At 70.9% G+C, this 15,857-nt stretch carries 12 protein-coding genes; 7 read left to right on the top strand and 5 right to left on the bottom strand.

Features of this window, described 5'->3' with window-relative positions; all coding sequences use genetic code 11:
• Positions 1-39 precede the first annotated feature (39 nt).
• On the top strand, positions 40-1,710 hold the full coding sequence (locus FHY02_RS20275) for a glycoside hydrolase family 55 protein (RefSeq protein ID WP_221198758.1): 1,671 nt from the start codon (positions 40-42) through the stop codon (positions 1,708-1,710).
• A 39-nt stretch (positions 1,711-1,749) separates the two neighbouring features.
• Here FHY02_RS20275 and FHY02_RS20270 read toward each other — a convergent pair whose 3' ends face one another.
• Positions 1,750-3,057 (bottom strand): alkaline phosphatase family protein, encoded by a 1,308-nt coding sequence (locus FHY02_RS20270; RefSeq protein ID WP_183925669.1) that lies wholly within the window; start codon positions 3,055-3,057, stop codon positions 1,750-1,752.
• Positions 3,058-3,224: 167 nt separating this feature from the next.
• Between FHY02_RS20270 and FHY02_RS20265 the strand changes: the two genes are divergently transcribed.
• From FHY02_RS20265 to rfbA, 5 genes are read left to right on the top strand one after another with little or no spacing between them, the layout of a single operon-like run.
• A complete protein-coding gene (locus FHY02_RS20265) occupies positions 3,225-4,325 on the top strand; it encodes a DUF1972 domain-containing protein (RefSeq protein WP_183925667.1) in 1,101 nt (366 codons plus the stop codon).
• 56 nt (positions 4,326-4,381) lie between these two features.
• On the top strand, positions 4,382-4,948 hold the full coding sequence (rfbC, locus tag FHY02_RS20260; RefSeq protein WP_183925665.1) for a dTDP-4-dehydrorhamnose 3,5-epimerase: 567 nt from the start codon (positions 4,382-4,384) through the stop codon (positions 4,946-4,948).
• Between the two features lie 10 nt (positions 4,949-4,958).
• Positions 4,959-6,008, top strand: coding sequence for a dTDP-glucose 4,6-dehydratase (gene rfbB, locus FHY02_RS20255; RefSeq protein ID WP_183925663.1), 1,050 nt, complete (start codon positions 4,959-4,961; stop codon positions 6,006-6,008).
• Positions 6,005-6,895 carry a dTDP-4-dehydrorhamnose reductase gene (rfbD, locus tag FHY02_RS20250; protein ID WP_311731896.1) on the top strand — a complete coding sequence of 297 codons (891 nt, stop codon included), beginning with the start codon at positions 6,005-6,007 and terminating at the stop codon, positions 6,893-6,895. Before rfbB ends, rfbD begins: the two co-directional genes overlap by 4 nt.
• On the top strand, positions 6,892-7,761 hold the full coding sequence (rfbA, locus tag FHY02_RS20245) for a glucose-1-phosphate thymidylyltransferase RfbA (RefSeq protein WP_183925659.1): 870 nt from the start codon (positions 6,892-6,894) through the stop codon (positions 7,759-7,761). Before rfbD ends, rfbA begins: the two co-directional genes overlap by 4 nt.
• Before the next feature lie 152 nt (positions 7,762-7,913).
• Here rfbA and FHY02_RS20240 read toward each other — a convergent pair whose 3' ends face one another.
• Positions 7,914-9,116, bottom strand: a complete 1,203-nt coding sequence (locus FHY02_RS20240; RefSeq protein WP_183925657.1) for a DUF563 domain-containing protein — start codon at positions 9,114-9,116, stop codon at positions 7,914-7,916.
• Positions 9,113-11,809, bottom strand: a complete 2,697-nt coding sequence (locus tag FHY02_RS22745; RefSeq protein ID WP_221198757.1) for a glycosyltransferase family 2 protein — start codon at positions 11,807-11,809, stop codon at positions 9,113-9,115. The genes FHY02_RS20240 and FHY02_RS22745 overlap by 4 nt, the downstream gene beginning before the upstream one ends.
• Before the next feature lie 92 nt (positions 11,810-11,901).
• Between FHY02_RS22745 and FHY02_RS20230 the strand changes: the two genes are divergently transcribed.
• Complete coding sequence (locus tag FHY02_RS20230; RefSeq protein WP_183925655.1) at positions 11,902-13,935, top strand: glycosyltransferase; 2,034 nt, start codon at positions 11,902-11,904, stop codon at positions 13,933-13,935.
• A gap of 19 nt (positions 13,936-13,954) precedes the next feature.
• Here FHY02_RS20230 and FHY02_RS20225 read toward each other — a convergent pair whose 3' ends face one another.
• Both FHY02_RS20225 and FHY02_RS20220 read right to left on the bottom strand, forming a co-directional pair.
• Positions 13,955-15,082, bottom strand: a complete 1,128-nt coding sequence (locus FHY02_RS20225; protein ID WP_260173022.1) for a polysaccharide biosynthesis/export family protein — start codon at positions 15,080-15,082, stop codon at positions 13,955-13,957.
• A 109-nt stretch (positions 15,083-15,191) separates the two neighbouring features.
• Positions 15,192-15,854 (bottom strand): ABC transporter ATP-binding protein, encoded by a 663-nt coding sequence (locus FHY02_RS20220; RefSeq protein ID WP_183925653.1) that lies wholly within the window; start codon positions 15,852-15,854, stop codon positions 15,192-15,194.
• Between the last annotated feature and the right edge of the window lie 3 nt (positions 15,855-15,857).

Raw genomic sequence — 15,857 nt, 5'->3', positions numbered from 1 at the left:
CCGAATCGCGAACGACGGAGCGAGATGATGTGGGATCCTATGCGAGCGACGCGCCGCTCGATCGTCACCGGCTTCCTCGGCGGCGTACCCGCCGCGCCGACGCTCTCCTCGGCGGCGCTCGGTCCGGCCACGCCGATGGGCCATAGCGGGCGCGACATCGCCTCGGTGCGCGAGTTCGGCGCCATCGGGGACGGTGTGACCGACGACAGCGCGGCGTTTCGCCGCGCCCTCGCCGCCACGCGCTACCTGTTCGTCCCGCCCGGTCGTTACCGCCTGGGCAGCGCGGTGAAGCTCGGGAGCGGACAGCGCATCGTCGGCACCGGCAAGTCGGCGTGGGAACCCTACGACGAGGCCGCCTTTCCGCCAGTGGTGCGCTCCGAGATACTGGTCGACGGGACGCTCGCCTTTGACGCGACCGGCAGCAACAGCAGCACCATCGAGGGCATCGCGATCAAGGCGATCGGCGGCCGCCAATCGCGCTGGGGCTGGCCCGCGGGACAGCAGAAGGGCGCGGTCGGCGTCGACATCACCGGTTCCTCGCAGTTCGAGGCGCGCGATGTCTCCTTTCATGGCCTGGACGTCGGGATCGACGCGAACCAGCGCGCCAACTCCCCCGACACCCAGATGCCGAGCATCAGCGACTGGTCCGCGAGCGATTGTCGCCGCGTCTTTCGCTTCGGCACGCCCGCCTCAAAGGTCTATACCGTCCGTGACGCGCGCATCGGCGAGGCGATCGTTTCGATCCACTGCGATGGCGTGGTCGAGGCGCACCGATGCGACGGGTTGCGGCTCGAGAACCTGCGCCTGTTCCACGGCAGCGGCACGCCCGTCTATATCCGCGAGACGACGTTCATCACGCTGAACGCCGTGACCGTCTTCGAGAGCGGCGGCGACCAGATCGTCCTGGAGGATTGCTCCAATGTCTCCGCCGCAGGGCTATTACTCGCCCGCGCCGGCGGCTTCCGCGGCGAACCGCCCTATCCGCAGCACGTCGCACTGACGCTGAATCGCTGTCGCGACGTGCATCTCTCCGCCGAGATCCAGGAGCCGAGCGGCGGCGCCATCGCGGTGAACGGGTGCAGCAACGTCGATCTCGCCTGCGCCGTCGGCGTGCCCTTCTGGCGCACGGGCAATCAGAACCTGCTGTCGGGTGCGGCGACGATCCGGGACAGCATCGCGGTCCACCTCCAGGGCTCCTTCGGCGGCCTCGGCCGTGATTATTGGGTGTCCGTGTGGGCCGATGCCGCAAGTGCGCAGACCCTCTCCGGCTCCGTCGCCAGCGATCGCTCGATCGGCGTCTTCCGCGCCGCCGCGCTGCAGCAGCAGGGCGGTTACATCTTTCGCTTGCCCGACGCGGTCGCGTTAGCGCCGCGGCAGACGCGCCGCTTCCGCACGCTCCGTCTGTTCGTGCCGGCCGGCAGGGTCGCGAAAGCGCGCTCGATCGAGATCGCCTCTTACCCGATCGAGCTGGCCGCGGCGCCGGTCAACGCGCGGCAGATGGTGATCTGCACCGCCGCCGCGGACGTGCTAGGCGAGGGTCCCGCGCGGGCCGTGCTCGGCACGGTCACCGAGCAGGACCATGTGCTCTATGACAATCGCGAGGGCGCGGCGGGCTGGTACTCGGTCGATCTGGCGCTGCGCAATCCGACCGACCGCGCAGTCGAGGTGCCGGCCGACACCGTCATCGCGCTATCGACGGTGGTGATCTAGGATCTGTACTCGAGCCGCCAGCGCCGCGCGGCCGCGTCTTCAGGCGGCGGCACGCTCCCAGCGTGCGCCGCACGCGCTCGCGATGTGCGCTGGCAGTTCGGTGAGCGGGAAAGCGACGACGTCGCCCGCGGTACGGCCGGTGTCGACGAAATAGCCCTCGCCGTTGTGCTCGCCGTTCTTGATCGCGACGAAGGCCACCGCCTCGCGCAGGCCGCCGACGGTCTCGTTGCCGCGACGATAGACGAAGTCGGCGGGAATGTCGGCCGACCACGTCAGCTCGACGAAGAGGCTGTCGCCGCGATTGTCGACGGTGAACAGCGGTTTACCCTCCTGCGAGGTGATCGAGGATAGCCGCTGCTGCGCCGCCTCTGCCTGCGCAGCGTCGTCACAGAAGGCGACGAAGTCGCGCGACATCCGCGGCTCGACTCGCGCGAACGGCACACCGGCCGCGGTCAGGAAGGCGGCGTGTTCGCGCAGTCGCCAGTACATGGTCAGTTGGCCGTGCGGATCCTGGTGCAGTCCGGTCGCGAGCATCAGCCGGTGCTGCGGGAAGGCGCTACGGATCTGGCCGACGATCGCGTCGTACAGGGAATAAACGTCGAGCACCGGATCCGCGTCGGGGCTGACGTACCAATCGGGATTGCGCAGCCCGCCCTCGTAAACCGCGGAATTAAAGAGGTAGTGATGTTGAATGTGCGCGCCGGCGTTGAGGAACAGCGAGGCGAAGCCGGGCCGGTGCGTCCGCACCTCGCGGACGAACACGTCAGCGAGCAGACGATCTAGCAACATTGCCTTGCGCCACGACCGTCCGCGCGCGGCCGCGGCGACATCGGCGACATAGCCGCCATAGTTGCCAGGCAACGCGTTGCTGACCAGACCCGTGAGCAGCCGCAGCGCGGTGCCGGGCGTGATCCGCGCGTCGGCGTTGCCGTTCACCGCCGCGGCGACTGGGGGAAAGAGGCGCGCCAGCCGTTTCCCCGTGATCTTCGACGTCGTCCAGGGATCAGGCATGAAGAAGGCGGCGTCGGTGCAACGGTTGACCGCGTTCATCGGGCTGATCGCGCCGACGCGGACACCCTGACGCTCGAGCACTTCCCAGATCTGGTCGGGCGAGCGCTCGTCGACGTCGCCGAGGCGGTAGATGCCATGCTCGGCCAGCGTGAGCCCGGTGTGAGCGGTGACCCACTGGATCCATGGCTCCAACTCCTCGTAGCGGCGCTCAGACGTGGTGCGGCACAGGCCGTGGCGCTCGATCAGCCCGGCCAGCACCGGGAGCTGCCCCCTCGCGGCGTAGCGCTGCACCTGCTCGAAATTGATCTCGTTGAGTTCCAGGAGGAGAACGCCCATGCCGTCCGCTTAGCCGAATCGCTCCGCCAGCTCAATCGCGATACGCCGGCCCCTTGGCGCCGACGAACGTGGCCGATAGGGAGCATCGCGAGCGCGCAGACCGGCCGCGCTGACCCGCCGGTGCGTCACGTCAGCGACGGCTCGGGCGATCGGAGGCAAATGGCACGATGGTTGGTGAACGCGTGACGCCGCGGGTGGCAATCGTCGGCACGGTCGGCCTGCCCGCTGCCTATAGCGGCTTCGAGACATTGGCGGAGCATCTGGTGCGGTACAACGAGCGCGAGGGATCGCCGCTCGCGCTCACGGTCTATTGCAGCGCCCGCCACTTCGCCGAGCGGCCGCCGGTCTATCACGGTGCCGCAATGCGCTACGTCAATCTGGACGCCAACAACGCGTCCAGCCTGATCTACGACGCGGTGAGCATGGCGGCGGCGCTCCGCGAGGGCGTCGACACAATCCTGCTGCTCGGCGTCTCCGGTGCGTGGGCGGTGCCGTTCGTGCGCCTTCTTACCGGCGCGCGAGTGGTCACCAACATAGACGGGATCGAGTGGAAGCGCGAGAAGTGGCGGGGCGCGGCCAGGTGGATCCTGCGCGCCTCGGAGTGGATCGCGGCGCGTTTCTCCCACGCCGTGATCGCCGACAACGGCGCGATCGTCGAGCACGTGCGACAGTCCTACGGTCGCGACAGCGTGTTGATCGCTTACGGGGGTGATCACGCGCTGGCGCCCGCCCCGACACCTTATCCGGGGCTACCCGAGCATTACGCGCTGGCGCTGTGCCGGATCGAGCCCGAGAACAATGTCAGCATGATCCTCGAGGCATTCGCCACCGATCCCGCCCTCCCGCTGGTCTTCATCGGGAACTGGGATCGCAGCGCGTTCGGCCGCGAACTCAAGCAGCGCTACGCCGCGTCCCCCCATATCCGCATCGTCGACCCGGTCTATGACCTGGCGACGTTGCACACGATCCGCGCCGGCAGCTCGTTATACGTCCACGGCCACTCCGCCGGAGGCACCAACCCCTCGCTCGTCGAGATGATGCACTTCGGCCGGCCCATCCTGGCTTTCGACTGCGTATTCAACCGCCAATCGACCGAGGATGCCGCGCTCTTCTTTGATGACGCCGGTTCGCTCCAGCACCTGGTAGCGGCGACCGTCGCCAGCGGCGGCGCCGAGCAGGGGCAACGTATGGCCGCGATCGCGCGCGCGCGCTACACCTGGAGCCAGATCGGAGCGGCTTATGTGCGGCTGCTCACCAATCGACGGTGAGCGAGGGCAACGAAGCTTATGGACGCGCCGCAGCTCCCCGTTTACCAGCTCCCCGTATGAGTGACGCGCCCGTCCGCCTCCTACACCCGCGTCGCTTCGGCGACGCGCGCGGCTGGTTCACCGAGACCTACAATCGCGACACCTTCGCCGCGCTGGGGATCGGCTGCACCTTCGTGCAGGACAATCACTCGCTCTCCGTGCCGGCCTATACGCTGCGCGGGCTGCACTTCCAGACGCCGCCGCGGGCACAGGACAAGCTGGTGCGCTGCGTGCGCGGGCGCATCTTCGACGTGGCGGTGGACCTGCGCCGCGGCTCGCCGACTTACGGCCAGTGGGTCGGCGCCGAGCTCAGCGCGGCCGACGGCGACCAGCTCTTCATCCCGGTCGGCTTCGCGCACGGCTTCGTCACGCTCGAGCCCGAGTGCGAGGTGGTCTACAAATGCTCGGACACCTACGCGCCCGCGCAGGACGGCGGCATCGCCTGGGACAGCGCCGGCATCGACTGGCCGATCCCCGCCGGGATCGTCCCCGAGCTGAGCGCCAAGGATCGGGCGCAGCCGACGCTCGCCGCCTTCGACAGCCCCTTCGACTATGACAGCCGTCCGCTGACGCCGCTCGCCTGAGGACCGTTCCATGCGCATCTTCGTCACCGGCGGCGCCGGCTTCATCGGCTCGGCGCTGGTCCGCCATCTGATCGACGACACCGAGCACGAGGTGCTCAACTTCGACAAGCTCACCTACGCCGGCACGCTGTCGACGGTCGAGCGCGTCGCCGGCTCGAACCGCTATCGCTTCGTCCAGGGCGACATCTGCGACGCGGCGGCGGTGCGCGCCGCGATCGCCGAGTTCCGCCCCGAGGTGATCACCCATCTCGCCGCCGAGAGCCACGTCGACCGCTCGATCGACGGCCCGGGCGCGTTCGTCCAGACCAACGTGGTCGGCACCTACACCATGCTGGCGGAGGCGCGCGCGCATTGGCTGACGCTGGACGAGGCGGCGCGCGCCGCCTTCCGCTTCCACCATATCTCGACCGACGAGGTCTATGGCTCGCTCGGCGCCGAGGGGCTGTTCACCGAGGAGACGCCCTATGACCCGCGCTCGCCCTATTCGGCGAGCAAGGCGGCGTCGGACCATCTCGTCAGCGCCTGGGGGCATACCTACGGCCTGCCCGTGCTGATCACCAACTGCTCGAACAATTACGGGCCCTATCACTTCCCCGAGAAGCTGATCCCGCTGATGATCGTCAAGGCGCTCGGCGGCGAGCCGCTGCCGGTCTATGGCGCGGGCGACCAGGTGCGCGACTGGCTCTACGTCGAGGATCACGTGCGCGCGCTGCGCGCGGTGTTCGAGCGCGGGCAGGTCGGCCGCACCTACAATGTCGGCGGCCACAACGAGAAGCAGAACATCGAGGTGGTGCGCACCGTCTGCGCCATCCTCGACCGGCTGCGCCCGCGCGCCGACGGCGCCAGCTATGCCGCGCAGATCACCTCGGTGGCGGATCGCCCCGGCCACGACAAGCGCTACGCGATCGACGCGTCACGGATCGGCGACGAGCTCGGCTGGCAGCCGCGCGAGACGTTCGAGAGCGGCATCGAGAAGACCGTCCGCTGGTATCTCGACAACGCGGACTGGTGGCGCCCGCTCGTCGCGGCGAAGGCGGCCGAGCGGCGCGGCGCGGCGTGACGCGCGCGGTCCTCGTCACCGGCGCGGCCGGCCAGCTCGGCGACGCGCTGCGCCGGGCGGCCTGGCCCGAGGGCTTCGCCGTGGTCGCGCTCGACCGCGCCGCGCTCGATCTCGCCGACCCCGACGCGATCGCGGCCGCGGTGGCCGGGCGGCGCTGGGCGGCGGTGATCAACGCCGCGGCCTATACCGCGGTGGACAAGGCCGAGAGCGACCAGGTCGTCGCCTGGCAGGTCAACGCGCTCGCGCCCGCCGCGCTCGCCGCCGCCTGCGCGCGCGCCGCGGTGCCGCTGGTGCAGGTGTCGACCGATTACGTCTTCCCCGGCGACCGCGACGGCGCCTGGGAGGTGGACGACGCGGTCGCCCCGCTCGGCGTCTACGGCGCGTCCAAGCTCGGCGGCGAGCTGGCCGTGCGCACCAGCGGCGCGCGCCACGTTATCGTCCGCACCGCCTGGGTGGTGTCGGCGCACGGGCACAATTTCGTCCGCACGATGCTGCGGCTCGCCGCCGAGCGCGACACGCTGCGCGTCGTCGCCGACCAGCGCGGCAGCCCCACCGCCGCGGCCGACCTCGCCGCGGCGCTGGTGCGGATCGCGGTGCGGCTCGCCGACGACGCGGTGGCGCCGACCGGCACCTTCCACTTCAGCAATGCCGGCGCGACCAGCTGGGCGGGCTTCGCCGAGGAGATCTTCCGCCAGTCGGCGCGGCGCGGCGGGCCCAGCGCGGCGGTGACGCCGATCGCCACCGCCGATTATCCCACGCCCGCGCGCCGGCCCGCCAACTCGCTGCTCGGCCTCGGCGCGATCGGCGCGGCCTATGGCATCCGCCCGCGCCGCTGGGAGGCGGCGCTGGGCGACATCCTCGACGAACTTATCGGAGCACCGAAGTGAAAGGCATCATCCTGGCCGGCGGATCGGGCACGCGGCTCCACCCGGCGACGCTCGCGGTCAACAAGCAGCTGCTGCCGGTCTATGACAAGCCGATGATCTATTACCCGCTGTCGGTGCTGATGCTGGCTAGCATCCGCGACGTCCTGATCATCTCCAGCCCGGAGTTCCTCGGCAACTACCAGCGGCTGTTCGGCGACGGCGCGGCGCTGGGGCTGCGCATCGCTTACGCCGAGCAGCCGCGGCCCGAGGGGCTGGCGCAGGCCTTCACCATCGGCGCCGACTTCATCGGCGACGACGCCGTCGCGCTGGTGCTCGGCGACAATATCTTCTTCGGCGCGCATCTCACCGAGCTGCTGGCGCGCGCGGTGGCGCGGCCGCACGGCGCCACCGTGTTCAGCTACCGCGTCGAGGATCCCGAGCGCTACGGCGTGGTCGAGCTCGGCGCGGACGGGCGCGCCCTCAGCCTGGAGGAGAAGCCCGCCGTGCCCAAGTCGAACTGCGCGGTGACGGGGCTGTACTTCTACGACAACCGCGTCGTCGGCTATGCCCGCGACCTCGAACCCTCGGCGCGCGGCGAGCTGGAGATCACCGATCTCAACCGGCTGTACATGGAGGCGGGCGAGCTCCACGTCGAGCAGATGGGGCGCGGCTACGCCTGGCTCGACACCGGCACGCACGACAGCCTGCTCGAGGCGTCGGAGTTCGTGCGCACGCTCCAGCACCGCCAGGGCATCCAGATCGCCTGTCTCGAGGAGATCGCGTTCGAGATGGGCTTCATCTCCGTCGACCAGGCGCGCGCCGCGGGCGAACGCTTCGCCAAGACGGCGTACGGACGCGCGATCCTGAGGGCGGTGGAGGGGCAGTGAGGAAAGGCACGAAGCCCCGCTCCGCTGTGTGAACCCAGCGGCTACGCACTGGAAGGGCCGCTGATCGGCGTGCCCTCACGTCAGTGGCCATCGTCTCCGGACCGCGGCGGCGCCTTGATAACAGCAACCTGGCCGCGTCTCCTTGACTTCACCTAGAGCGCCGCCAGTGCCGCCTCGACCGACGCCGGATCGACGGTGAAGCCGCTGAGGTGCGGCGCCGCGCCGGCGTCGCTCACGTCACCGTAGATCACGCGGTAATGATGCCCGCGCACGGCCGCGAGATCCCAGTAGAAGGGTTCGATCCAGCCCGTCGGCGCGAGGTGGATCACGGTGGTGGTGGGGCGACAGAACAAGGTATTGGTCATCGCCGCGCCCATCTGGCCGATGACAACCTGCGCGCCGGCGAACAGCTGCACCTGCTCGGCGAAGGACAGGCCGTCGGGGTCGACGAGCGTGAAGCCGCGCGCCGCCACCAGCGCGCGGATCTCCCCCTCGTTGGCGAGCCCGCGACCGTAGCGCGGGGTGCGGAGCACGAACAGCTGGAGCGGTCCGTTCGGCAGCGACCCGGCCTGAGCCAGCCGCGCCAGCACGTCGCGCGCCGCCCGATCCAGCGCGGCGGGGGATTTCTGCAGCGGATGCTGCGTCACCGGCGTGACGTAGTAGAGGTCGGGGATATGCTGCGGCACGTTGGGGTCGATCAGGTCGATGTGGACCGACTCGCCGAGTAGCAGCCGGATCGACTCGATTCTCACTGCGTCGATCGCGCCGCCGAAGCCGGGGATCGCCACCCGCACCGGCCGCCCGGCATGGCGCGTCACGCCTTCGAACCCTTTGAGGCGCGGCAGATCGTCGACCAGCCAATGGCCGTAGTTGGACGAGCCGGCGGAGCCGACGAACAGCGTCGCCCAGTCGCGATCGGCGAAGCGGGCGCGGTCCGCACGCGCGATCTCGCCGCGGTCGATCGCGGGCAGCGCGGGGCGGTCGTTGGGACGGTAGGTCTCGTAGACGATCGCGGGCGCGTCGCTCGATCCGCGCGCGTAGAGCACGCTGTGCGCCAGCACCGCATCCTCAATCCGCACCAGCACCGACGCTGGGCAGTTGCGCGTCACCTGCCCGGCATAGAAACGCGCGAGCTCATCGGTGAACGGCCCCGGGTTGACGTACATCTCCGGGAACGGGCGCCAGTGATAGCGCACCGTGTTGTACACTTCCTCCAGCGTGTGGATGCCGAACGCCGCGGGATCGGCGGTCCCCGCGCCCGGCGCATCCGCGTCGAGCCCCGCGGGCAGCGCGCCGATACCGTACGTTTGGCGCGCGGCGCAGCAGATGAACGGCAGCACCGCCGGGTCGCTCATGCCCGCCCCTCCTGCTCCCACGGGAAGGGCACCCGCGGCCGCAGCGCCGGCGCGAAATCGAGCCGGTCGAGCGAGAGGTTGGGCGACCAGAAGGGGTCGTCGCGCAGCTCCTTGCCCCAGCGCGCGTGCATCCACGCCGCCTCCTGCGCCAGCCGCTCGGCACGCGGCCCCTCCTTGTCGCTGCCGCGCGTGCGGCTCTCCTTGTGGATCAGCAGGATGTCGGGATCGCCGACCACCTTCAGCCCGCGCGCGCGGACCTTGAGGCACAGGTCGACGTCGTTGTAGGCGACGCGCAGTTCGGGCTCGAAGCCGCCGACGGCGAGGAAATCGGCGCGGCGGATGAACAGGCAGGCCGCGGTCACGGCAGAGAATTCCTGCATCAGCCGGGCCTTCCCGAAATAGCCCGGGTCGTCGGCGCTGAAGCCGCCGTGCGGGGTCCCGGCGACGCGATGGTCGGCGATCCCCAGCGCGATGCCGAAATGCTGCAGCGTGCCGTCCGGGAAAAGCAGCCGCGCGCCGACGACGCCGACCTCGTCGAGGGACAAGAGCGCACGCGCGCGCGCCAGCCAGTCCGCCGCAAGCAGCTCGGTGTCGTTGTTGAGAAAGCACAGGATCTCGCCGCGGGCGTGCTCGGCGGCAAGATTGTTGAGCGCGGAGAAGTTGAACGGTCGCTCGTCGCGCAGCACGCGGATCTCCCCGGCCGCCTCGCGCTCGGCCAGATAGGCCAGCGTGGCCGGGTCGTCCGAACCGTTGTCGACGACGATGATCTCCACGTGCTCGTGCGGCGCCGCGAGGATCGAGGCGACGCACGGCGCCAGCACGTCGAGGCCGTTGCGGGTCGGGATGATGATCGACACGGGCGTGTCGAAGTCGCGCGCCGGGAACACGCCGGTGCAGCCCGGGGCAAAGCCGTCGCCCGAGCGGAAGGGCAGCCCGGTCCGCTCGAAATGCTCGTTGATCGCGCGCTCGGCCGCGACGATGGCATAGCCTTTCTGGTCGGCCGAGATCGCGGTTGAACCGGGCGTCGTCCGCCAATGGTAGAGCACGTGCGGGATATGCACGATCGCGTCGTCGCCGCAGCGCTCGTAGCAGCGCAGCAGCAGGTCATAGTCCTGGCTGCCTTCCAGACCCAGCCGGAAGCCGCCGATCTCGTTCAGCAGCGCGCGGCGGTAGACGCCGAGGTGGCTCACCATATTGTGGCCGTACATAAGGAACCGACTGAACGCGCCCTTGAAATAGGGGGCGAAGCGATTGTCCTGCAGGTCGATCTTGTCCTCGTCGGAGAACAGCACGTCCGCCGCGGGATGCTGTTTGATGTAATGCGCGACCACGAACAGCGTGTAGTCGGGGATGACGTCGTCGTGGTCGACCAGCACGACGTAATCGCCCGTGGCGAGCGCCAGCGCGCGGTTGCTCGCGTCCGAGATATGGCCGTTCTTGGGCGAGCGGACGTAGCGCAGCCGCGCGTCGCGCGCGGCATAGTCGGCCAGCGTCTCCACCACCGCGGGATCGGGCGAATGGTCGTCGGCGACGCAGATCTCGAAGTCGGGCCAGGTCTGCGCCAGCAGCGCGTCGAGGCACGCACGCAGCAGCGGGACCGGCGTGTTGTACGTCGGCATCACGAACGAGAAGGTCGGGCGGATCGGCATCGCCGCGGTCATCGCGCGGATCACCGCATAGTCCTCGGGCGCCGGGCGGCCGTGGCGGAACAGCCAGCGACGGTACAAGGTGTCGAGCCCGACGTCGGACAGCATCAGCGCCAGCGTCACCTCGGCCGCCTCGCGCGGGGTCAGCGCGCGCCGATCGAAGCAGGTCCGCGCCAGCTCGACCAGCGGCTCTGGGTCGAGCTCGCCCGCGGCGCTGTCGCGCAGCAGCGCGGCGGCCTCGGCGAAATCGGTGACGGTTCGAAACGCGAGCCGCGGCAGGTGGAGCAGGTTGCCCTTGCGGTCCGGATCCCAGCGCACCCCGCGGATCAGCTCGGGCGCGGCGAGCAGCAGCGCCACTCCGGTCGCCCCCACCCGGAACGACAGGCTGGTCTTCTCGACGAAGCCGTCGCCATAGTCGACGTACAGCTGGCCCTGGAGCGGACGCTCGGGGTCGAGCGGCCGGACGTCGATGGTCAGCACGCCCAGTCCGCCGCCCGCGGCGACCGCCGGGTCGAGCACCAGCCGCACCCAGGGATCGTGCGACACGAGCTGGAGCCGGCGCCCGCGCGCGGCGGGCGCGATGTCGCTCGCCTCGACCGGCACCAGCCCGGCGCAGCGCCGCGCCAGCAGCTTGACGGCGCGCTCGCGGTCCCGTCCGGCCGGCGCGGCCACCCCGGCGTGGCGCAGCGCGTCGAGCTCGGCGAGCGCGTGGCGGTTGCCGTCGAGCGCGGCGCTGCGGCGATACCAGCGCAGCGCCTCCGCGGCGCGGCCCGCCAGTTTGTGGACGTGCCCGATGCTGAGCAGCAGGTCGGCGTCGCGTCGCCGGCGCCACAGGGCGGCACGATAGGCCGCGAGCGCCGCGTCGAGCGCCCCCATCTCCTTGAGCGCGTGGCCCAGCTGGATGCGGATGGCGTGGTCGCCGCGCCGCACCGCCAGATGCGCGCGATAGTGGCGGACCGCCTCGGCCCAGTCGCCGGAGTCGCGCGCGCGGTCGCCGTCGACGCGCGCGTTGGAAGGTGGGCGGCGCCCCAACAGGACCCGGATCATCGCATCTTTCCCCGTATAGGCAGCCCGCTAGCGCAAGCGCCACGGCGGCACTAGAGCGACGCCGACATATGGCAAGGTTCGATCTCCGGGGAATGCGATGGCGCGAGGCGGCGCGGCGCCGCGCGCGTGCGCACGACTGGGCGGGCGCGGCCGCGGCGTGGCGGCACTACCTCGATCGGCGCCCGGCCGACGCCGGGGCGTGGGAGCAATATGGCCACGCCGCCAAGGAGACCGGCGCGCTCGACGAGGCCGCCGCGGCCTATGCGCGCGCGGTGGCGATCACGCCTGACGCGGCCGAGCCGTGGTGGCATCTCCACGATGCGCGCGCGCGGCTGGGCGATCGCGCCGGCGCGATCGAGGCGTGCGCGCGGGTCGCCGCGCTCGATCCCGACTTCGCCCCCGCACGCGAGCGGCTGGCGGCGTTGGGCGCGCGCGACTTGGCCCCGCCCGTGGCGAGCGACGGGACGCCCGAGACGGTGGTCGCCCCCGGCCGGTACGACAGCTGGCGCCGCGGCCTGCTCGTCGCTCCGCCGCCCCGACATCCCCGGCGCGACGGCGCGGTCACCGTGCTGGTCGACGCGCGCGAGGCGCTGCCGGTCGCAGTCCGCGCCACGCTGGCGGCCTTGCTCGACCAGACCGACCAGCGCTGGCGCGCGATCGTCCACGCCGCGCCCGCCCTGCGCAACCATCCCGTCGCGAGCCTCGCCGCGCTCGACCCGCGCGTGCGCTTCGACGCGGGCGACGCCGCCTGGCCTGAACCCGCCGCGACGCTGCTGCTGACCGCCGGCACGCTGCCCGACCGCGAGGCGCTGGCCTGGTTCGCCTATGCCGCCGCGCGCACCGGCTGTGCCGCTGCCTATGCCGATCACGACCACCACGTCGACGACTGGCGCGCTGGGCGCGGCTTCACGCGACCGGTCTTCCAGCCGGACGCGGACCCCGAGTGGTTCGCCGATCCGGCGGTCGCGCCAGCACTGCTCTACCTCGATCGCGCGCGGGTGCCACTGCACGGCTGGGACGCAATCGACGTCGCCGCGATCGCGCGGTCGGCCGGGGCGGATGGCGCGATGGCGCACCTGCCGCTGCTGCTCTCGAGCCGCAAGGAGCTGGCGCCTCAGGCCGAGCAGGCGCCGCCCGACCCCGCGCCCCTCGCGCCCGATCCGGGGCCAATCGCGGCCATGGTCGCGAAAGACTCGGTTGAGGGGCGCATACAGGTCGTGGTGCAGACCCGCGATGCGGCGGCGATGCTGAAGGCCGCGATCGACAGCCTGCGCCAGCACGCCGCGCGCGCCGAGCTGCTCGACGTCACGGTGGTCGACAACAGGAGCCGCGAGCCGGCGACGCGGCGGCTGCTCGACGACTGGGTGCGGCGCGGCGTGGCCGACGTGCTGCCGCTCGACGCGCCGTTCAACTGGTCGCACGCCAACAATCTGGCGGTCGCCGCGGGCACCGCGCCGCTGCTCCTGTTCCTCAACAACGACACCGAGATGCTGACCCCGGGCTGGGACATGCTGCTGCGCGACGCGCTCGCCGCACCGGGGACAGGCGCGGTCGGGGCGGCGCTCTTCTATCCCGACGGGACGCTCCAGCACGCCGGGATCGTGATGGGGATGGGCAGCGGCGGCCCGATACACGAGGGGGTCGGGCGCGACGCCGCGATGGGCCCGAACGACCGCTGGCGCCGGCGCCGCGCCGCCGCGGCGGTGACCGGCGCCTTCCTCGCCGTCCGCCGCGACCTGTTCGACGCCGCCGGCGGCTTCGACGCGACGCGCTACGCCATCGCCTTCAACGACATCGACCTGTGCCTGCGGCTCCGCGCCGCGGGGCGGCGGGTGGTGGTCGCATCGGACGTCCGGCTGCTTCACCATGAGTCGAAGACGCGCGGGTTCAACGTCACCCGGTCGCAGGTGGCGTGGGACCTGGACGAGCTCGCCGACCTGCACGCGCGCTGGGGCGCGGCGCTGTTCCACGATCCCGGCTACAACCCGCACTGGACCCGCGACGGGCATCCCTTCGACGGGTATCGCTACCCGTCACGCGACGAGATCCTGCGTCATATCGACCGCGCCGCGCGCGCGCTGCCCTGGTCCCCGATCACAGACGCGGACGCGCCTTACTGGTGGTGACGCGGCGCCGGCGGGCGCGTCAGCGGATCTGGCGCGCGGTGATGAACGGCGTGAACAGCTGGTTGATGATGCTGAACAACTTGGACGGCTGGTTCGTCGAGGCGTTGGCGAAGTACAGCACGTCCTTGTCGCGCATCATGAACCGCTGTGCCAGGAAATAGGCGTCGGGGCGCAGCAGGTTGAGGCGATAGATCACGGGCCGCTCGCCGGCCGCGTCGGCGGCCGCGTCGTAGCGGAACAGGAAGATCGCGGAGGGGTTGGCGAGATTGTCGTTGGGGCCGCCGACGCGCGCCAGCGCCTCGGCGAGCGAGACGCGGTCGGCGTCGAACGGCACCTGCGCGATCCGGTTCGCCGCGCCCAGCGCGGTATAGGTCCGCGGCCGCCGGATCAGCTCGATCCGGTCACCCGGCACTAGCGTGATGTCGTCGGCGCTGCCGGTGCGGATCGTCCCCAGCGGCTGCTCCACCACCTGCGTGCCGCGGACCACGCGCACCAGCGTGTCGTCCGCCGCGGCGGCGCTGCCACCGGCGTTGGCGATGGCGTCGAGCAGGCGCTCGCGACCGAGCGTCAGCGCGAGCCGACCGGGGCGCGGGATCGCGCCGGTGAGATAGACGGTGTTGGTGACGTTCTGGCGGATCGTCACCAGCGCGCGCGGATCCTGCGACTTGCCGCGCAGCCCCGCGACGACGCGCTGCTGCACCTCGCCGGTGGTCAGCCCCGCAACCGTAATCGGCCCGAGATAGGGCAGATCGATCCGCCCCTGCGCGTCGACCATCGTGTCCGGGAAGGTCTCGCCGTGCGCCGAGGGGTCGAACCCGCCCCCCGCGGCCGCGGCGGCGCGATTGCCTGCGAACAGCGACACGCCGACCTCGTAGATCGTGATCGAGAGCACGTCGCCGGGGCCGATCTGGTCGACCCGGCGCTCCCCCCCGAGCGTCGCCAGAGTGCGCGCGCCCGCCGCGGCCATGGGGGCGTTCATCCCCTCCACCGAGGCCAGCGTCAGGTCGGTGACCTGGAAGGTGGCGGTGCCGTCGGGCTGGCGCGCCTCGGCGCGGTGCAGGATCGCGCCCGCGGTCGGCCCGTTCGACGGAAGCGAGGTGCACCCCGCCGCGCCCAGCAACGCCACGGGCGCCAGCACGGCGGACATACGCGAACTCACGAACGGCACCGACATCGAGGCTTCATTCCCGCATTGATCGACGGGCGCGGCACGCGCCCTCCCCACGACACGCCGCCGACCGTCGCTCCCGGCGCGGTCACATCCCGCGCGTCTGGAGGCGATGATGCACCTCGCAGGCCTCGGCGATCGTGTCATAGCGTACCAGCGCGCCGCCATAGAGCACCGCGCCGGTGCGACAATAGGCTTTGAGCGTTCCGGGATCATGCGATATCATCACCAGCGTCGCATTGTCGCGCCGCGAGATCAAAGCGTCCTCCGAGCGCCGGCGAAAGCGCTCGTCGCCCGCGGCGGTGACCTCGTCGACCAGATAGCAGTCGAACTCGACCGCGAGGCTGATGCCGAAGGCGAGCCGCGCGTTCATGCCGGCCGAGTAGGTGCTCACCGGCTGATGCAGATAGGGGCCGAGCTGGGCGAATTCCTCTACGAAATCAAGCAGCTCGCGCTCAGGCCGGTCGTAGATGCGCGAGATGAAGCGCGCGTTGTCGGCGCCGGTGAGGCTCGACTGGAAAGCATTGGCATAGCCGATCGGCCAGGACGTCGTCATCGATCGGGTGATGCGGCCGGTGGTGGGCTGCTCGACCCCGGCGATCAGCCGCATCAGAGTCGACTTGCCCGCGCCGTTGGCGCCGCAGATGCCGAGCGCGTCGCCCTTGCCGATCGTGAAGTTGAGGTCGGAGAACACGCGCTTCTCGAACTTGCGCAGGTGGTAGCTCTTCGACACATGGTCGAATCGGATCATGGG

Source organism: Sphingomonas sp. BK069, from assembly GCF_014193405.1.
In the GTDB taxonomy this organism is placed as follows: Bacteria; Pseudomonadota; Alphaproteobacteria; order Sphingomonadales; family Sphingomonadaceae; genus Sphingomonas.
This window is presented reverse-complemented; position numbering and strand designations above follow the sequence as displayed.

Coding starts and splice junctions, on each gene's coding strand:
- FHY02_RS22745 (WP_221198757.1), bottom strand. CDS start 11,809: ATGATCCGGGTCCTGTTGGGGCGCCGCCCACCTTCCAACGCGCGCGTC.
- FHY02_RS20265 (WP_183925667.1), top strand. CDS start 3,225: ATGGTTGGTGAACGCGTGACGCCGCGGGTGGCAATCGTCGGCACGGTC.
- rfbB (WP_183925663.1), top strand. CDS start 4,959: ATGCGCATCTTCGTCACCGGCGGCGCCGGCTTCATCGGCTCGGCGCTG.
- FHY02_RS20230 (WP_183925655.1), top strand. CDS start 11,902: ATGCGATGGCGCGAGGCGGCGCGGCGCCGCGCGCGTGCGCACGACTGG.
- FHY02_RS20270 (WP_183925669.1), bottom strand. CDS start 3,057: ATGGGCGTTCTCCTCCTGGAACTCAACGAGATCAATTTCGAGCAGGTG.
- FHY02_RS20225 (WP_260173022.1), bottom strand. CDS start 15,082: ATGTCCGCCGTGCTGGCGCCCGTGGCGTTGCTGGGCGCGGCGGGGTGC.
- rfbC (WP_183925665.1), top strand. CDS start 4,382: ATGAGTGACGCGCCCGTCCGCCTCCTACACCCGCGTCGCTTCGGCGAC.
- FHY02_RS20275 (WP_221198758.1), top strand. CDS start 40: ATGCGAGCGACGCGCCGCTCGATCGTCACCGGCTTCCTCGGCGGCGTA.
- FHY02_RS20220 (WP_183925653.1), bottom strand. CDS start 15,854: ATGATCCGATTCGACCATGTGTCGAAGAGCTACCACCTGCGCAAGTTC.
- FHY02_RS20240 (WP_183925657.1), bottom strand. CDS start 9,116: ATGAGCGACCCGGCGGTGCTGCCGTTCATCTGCTGCGCCGCGCGCCAA.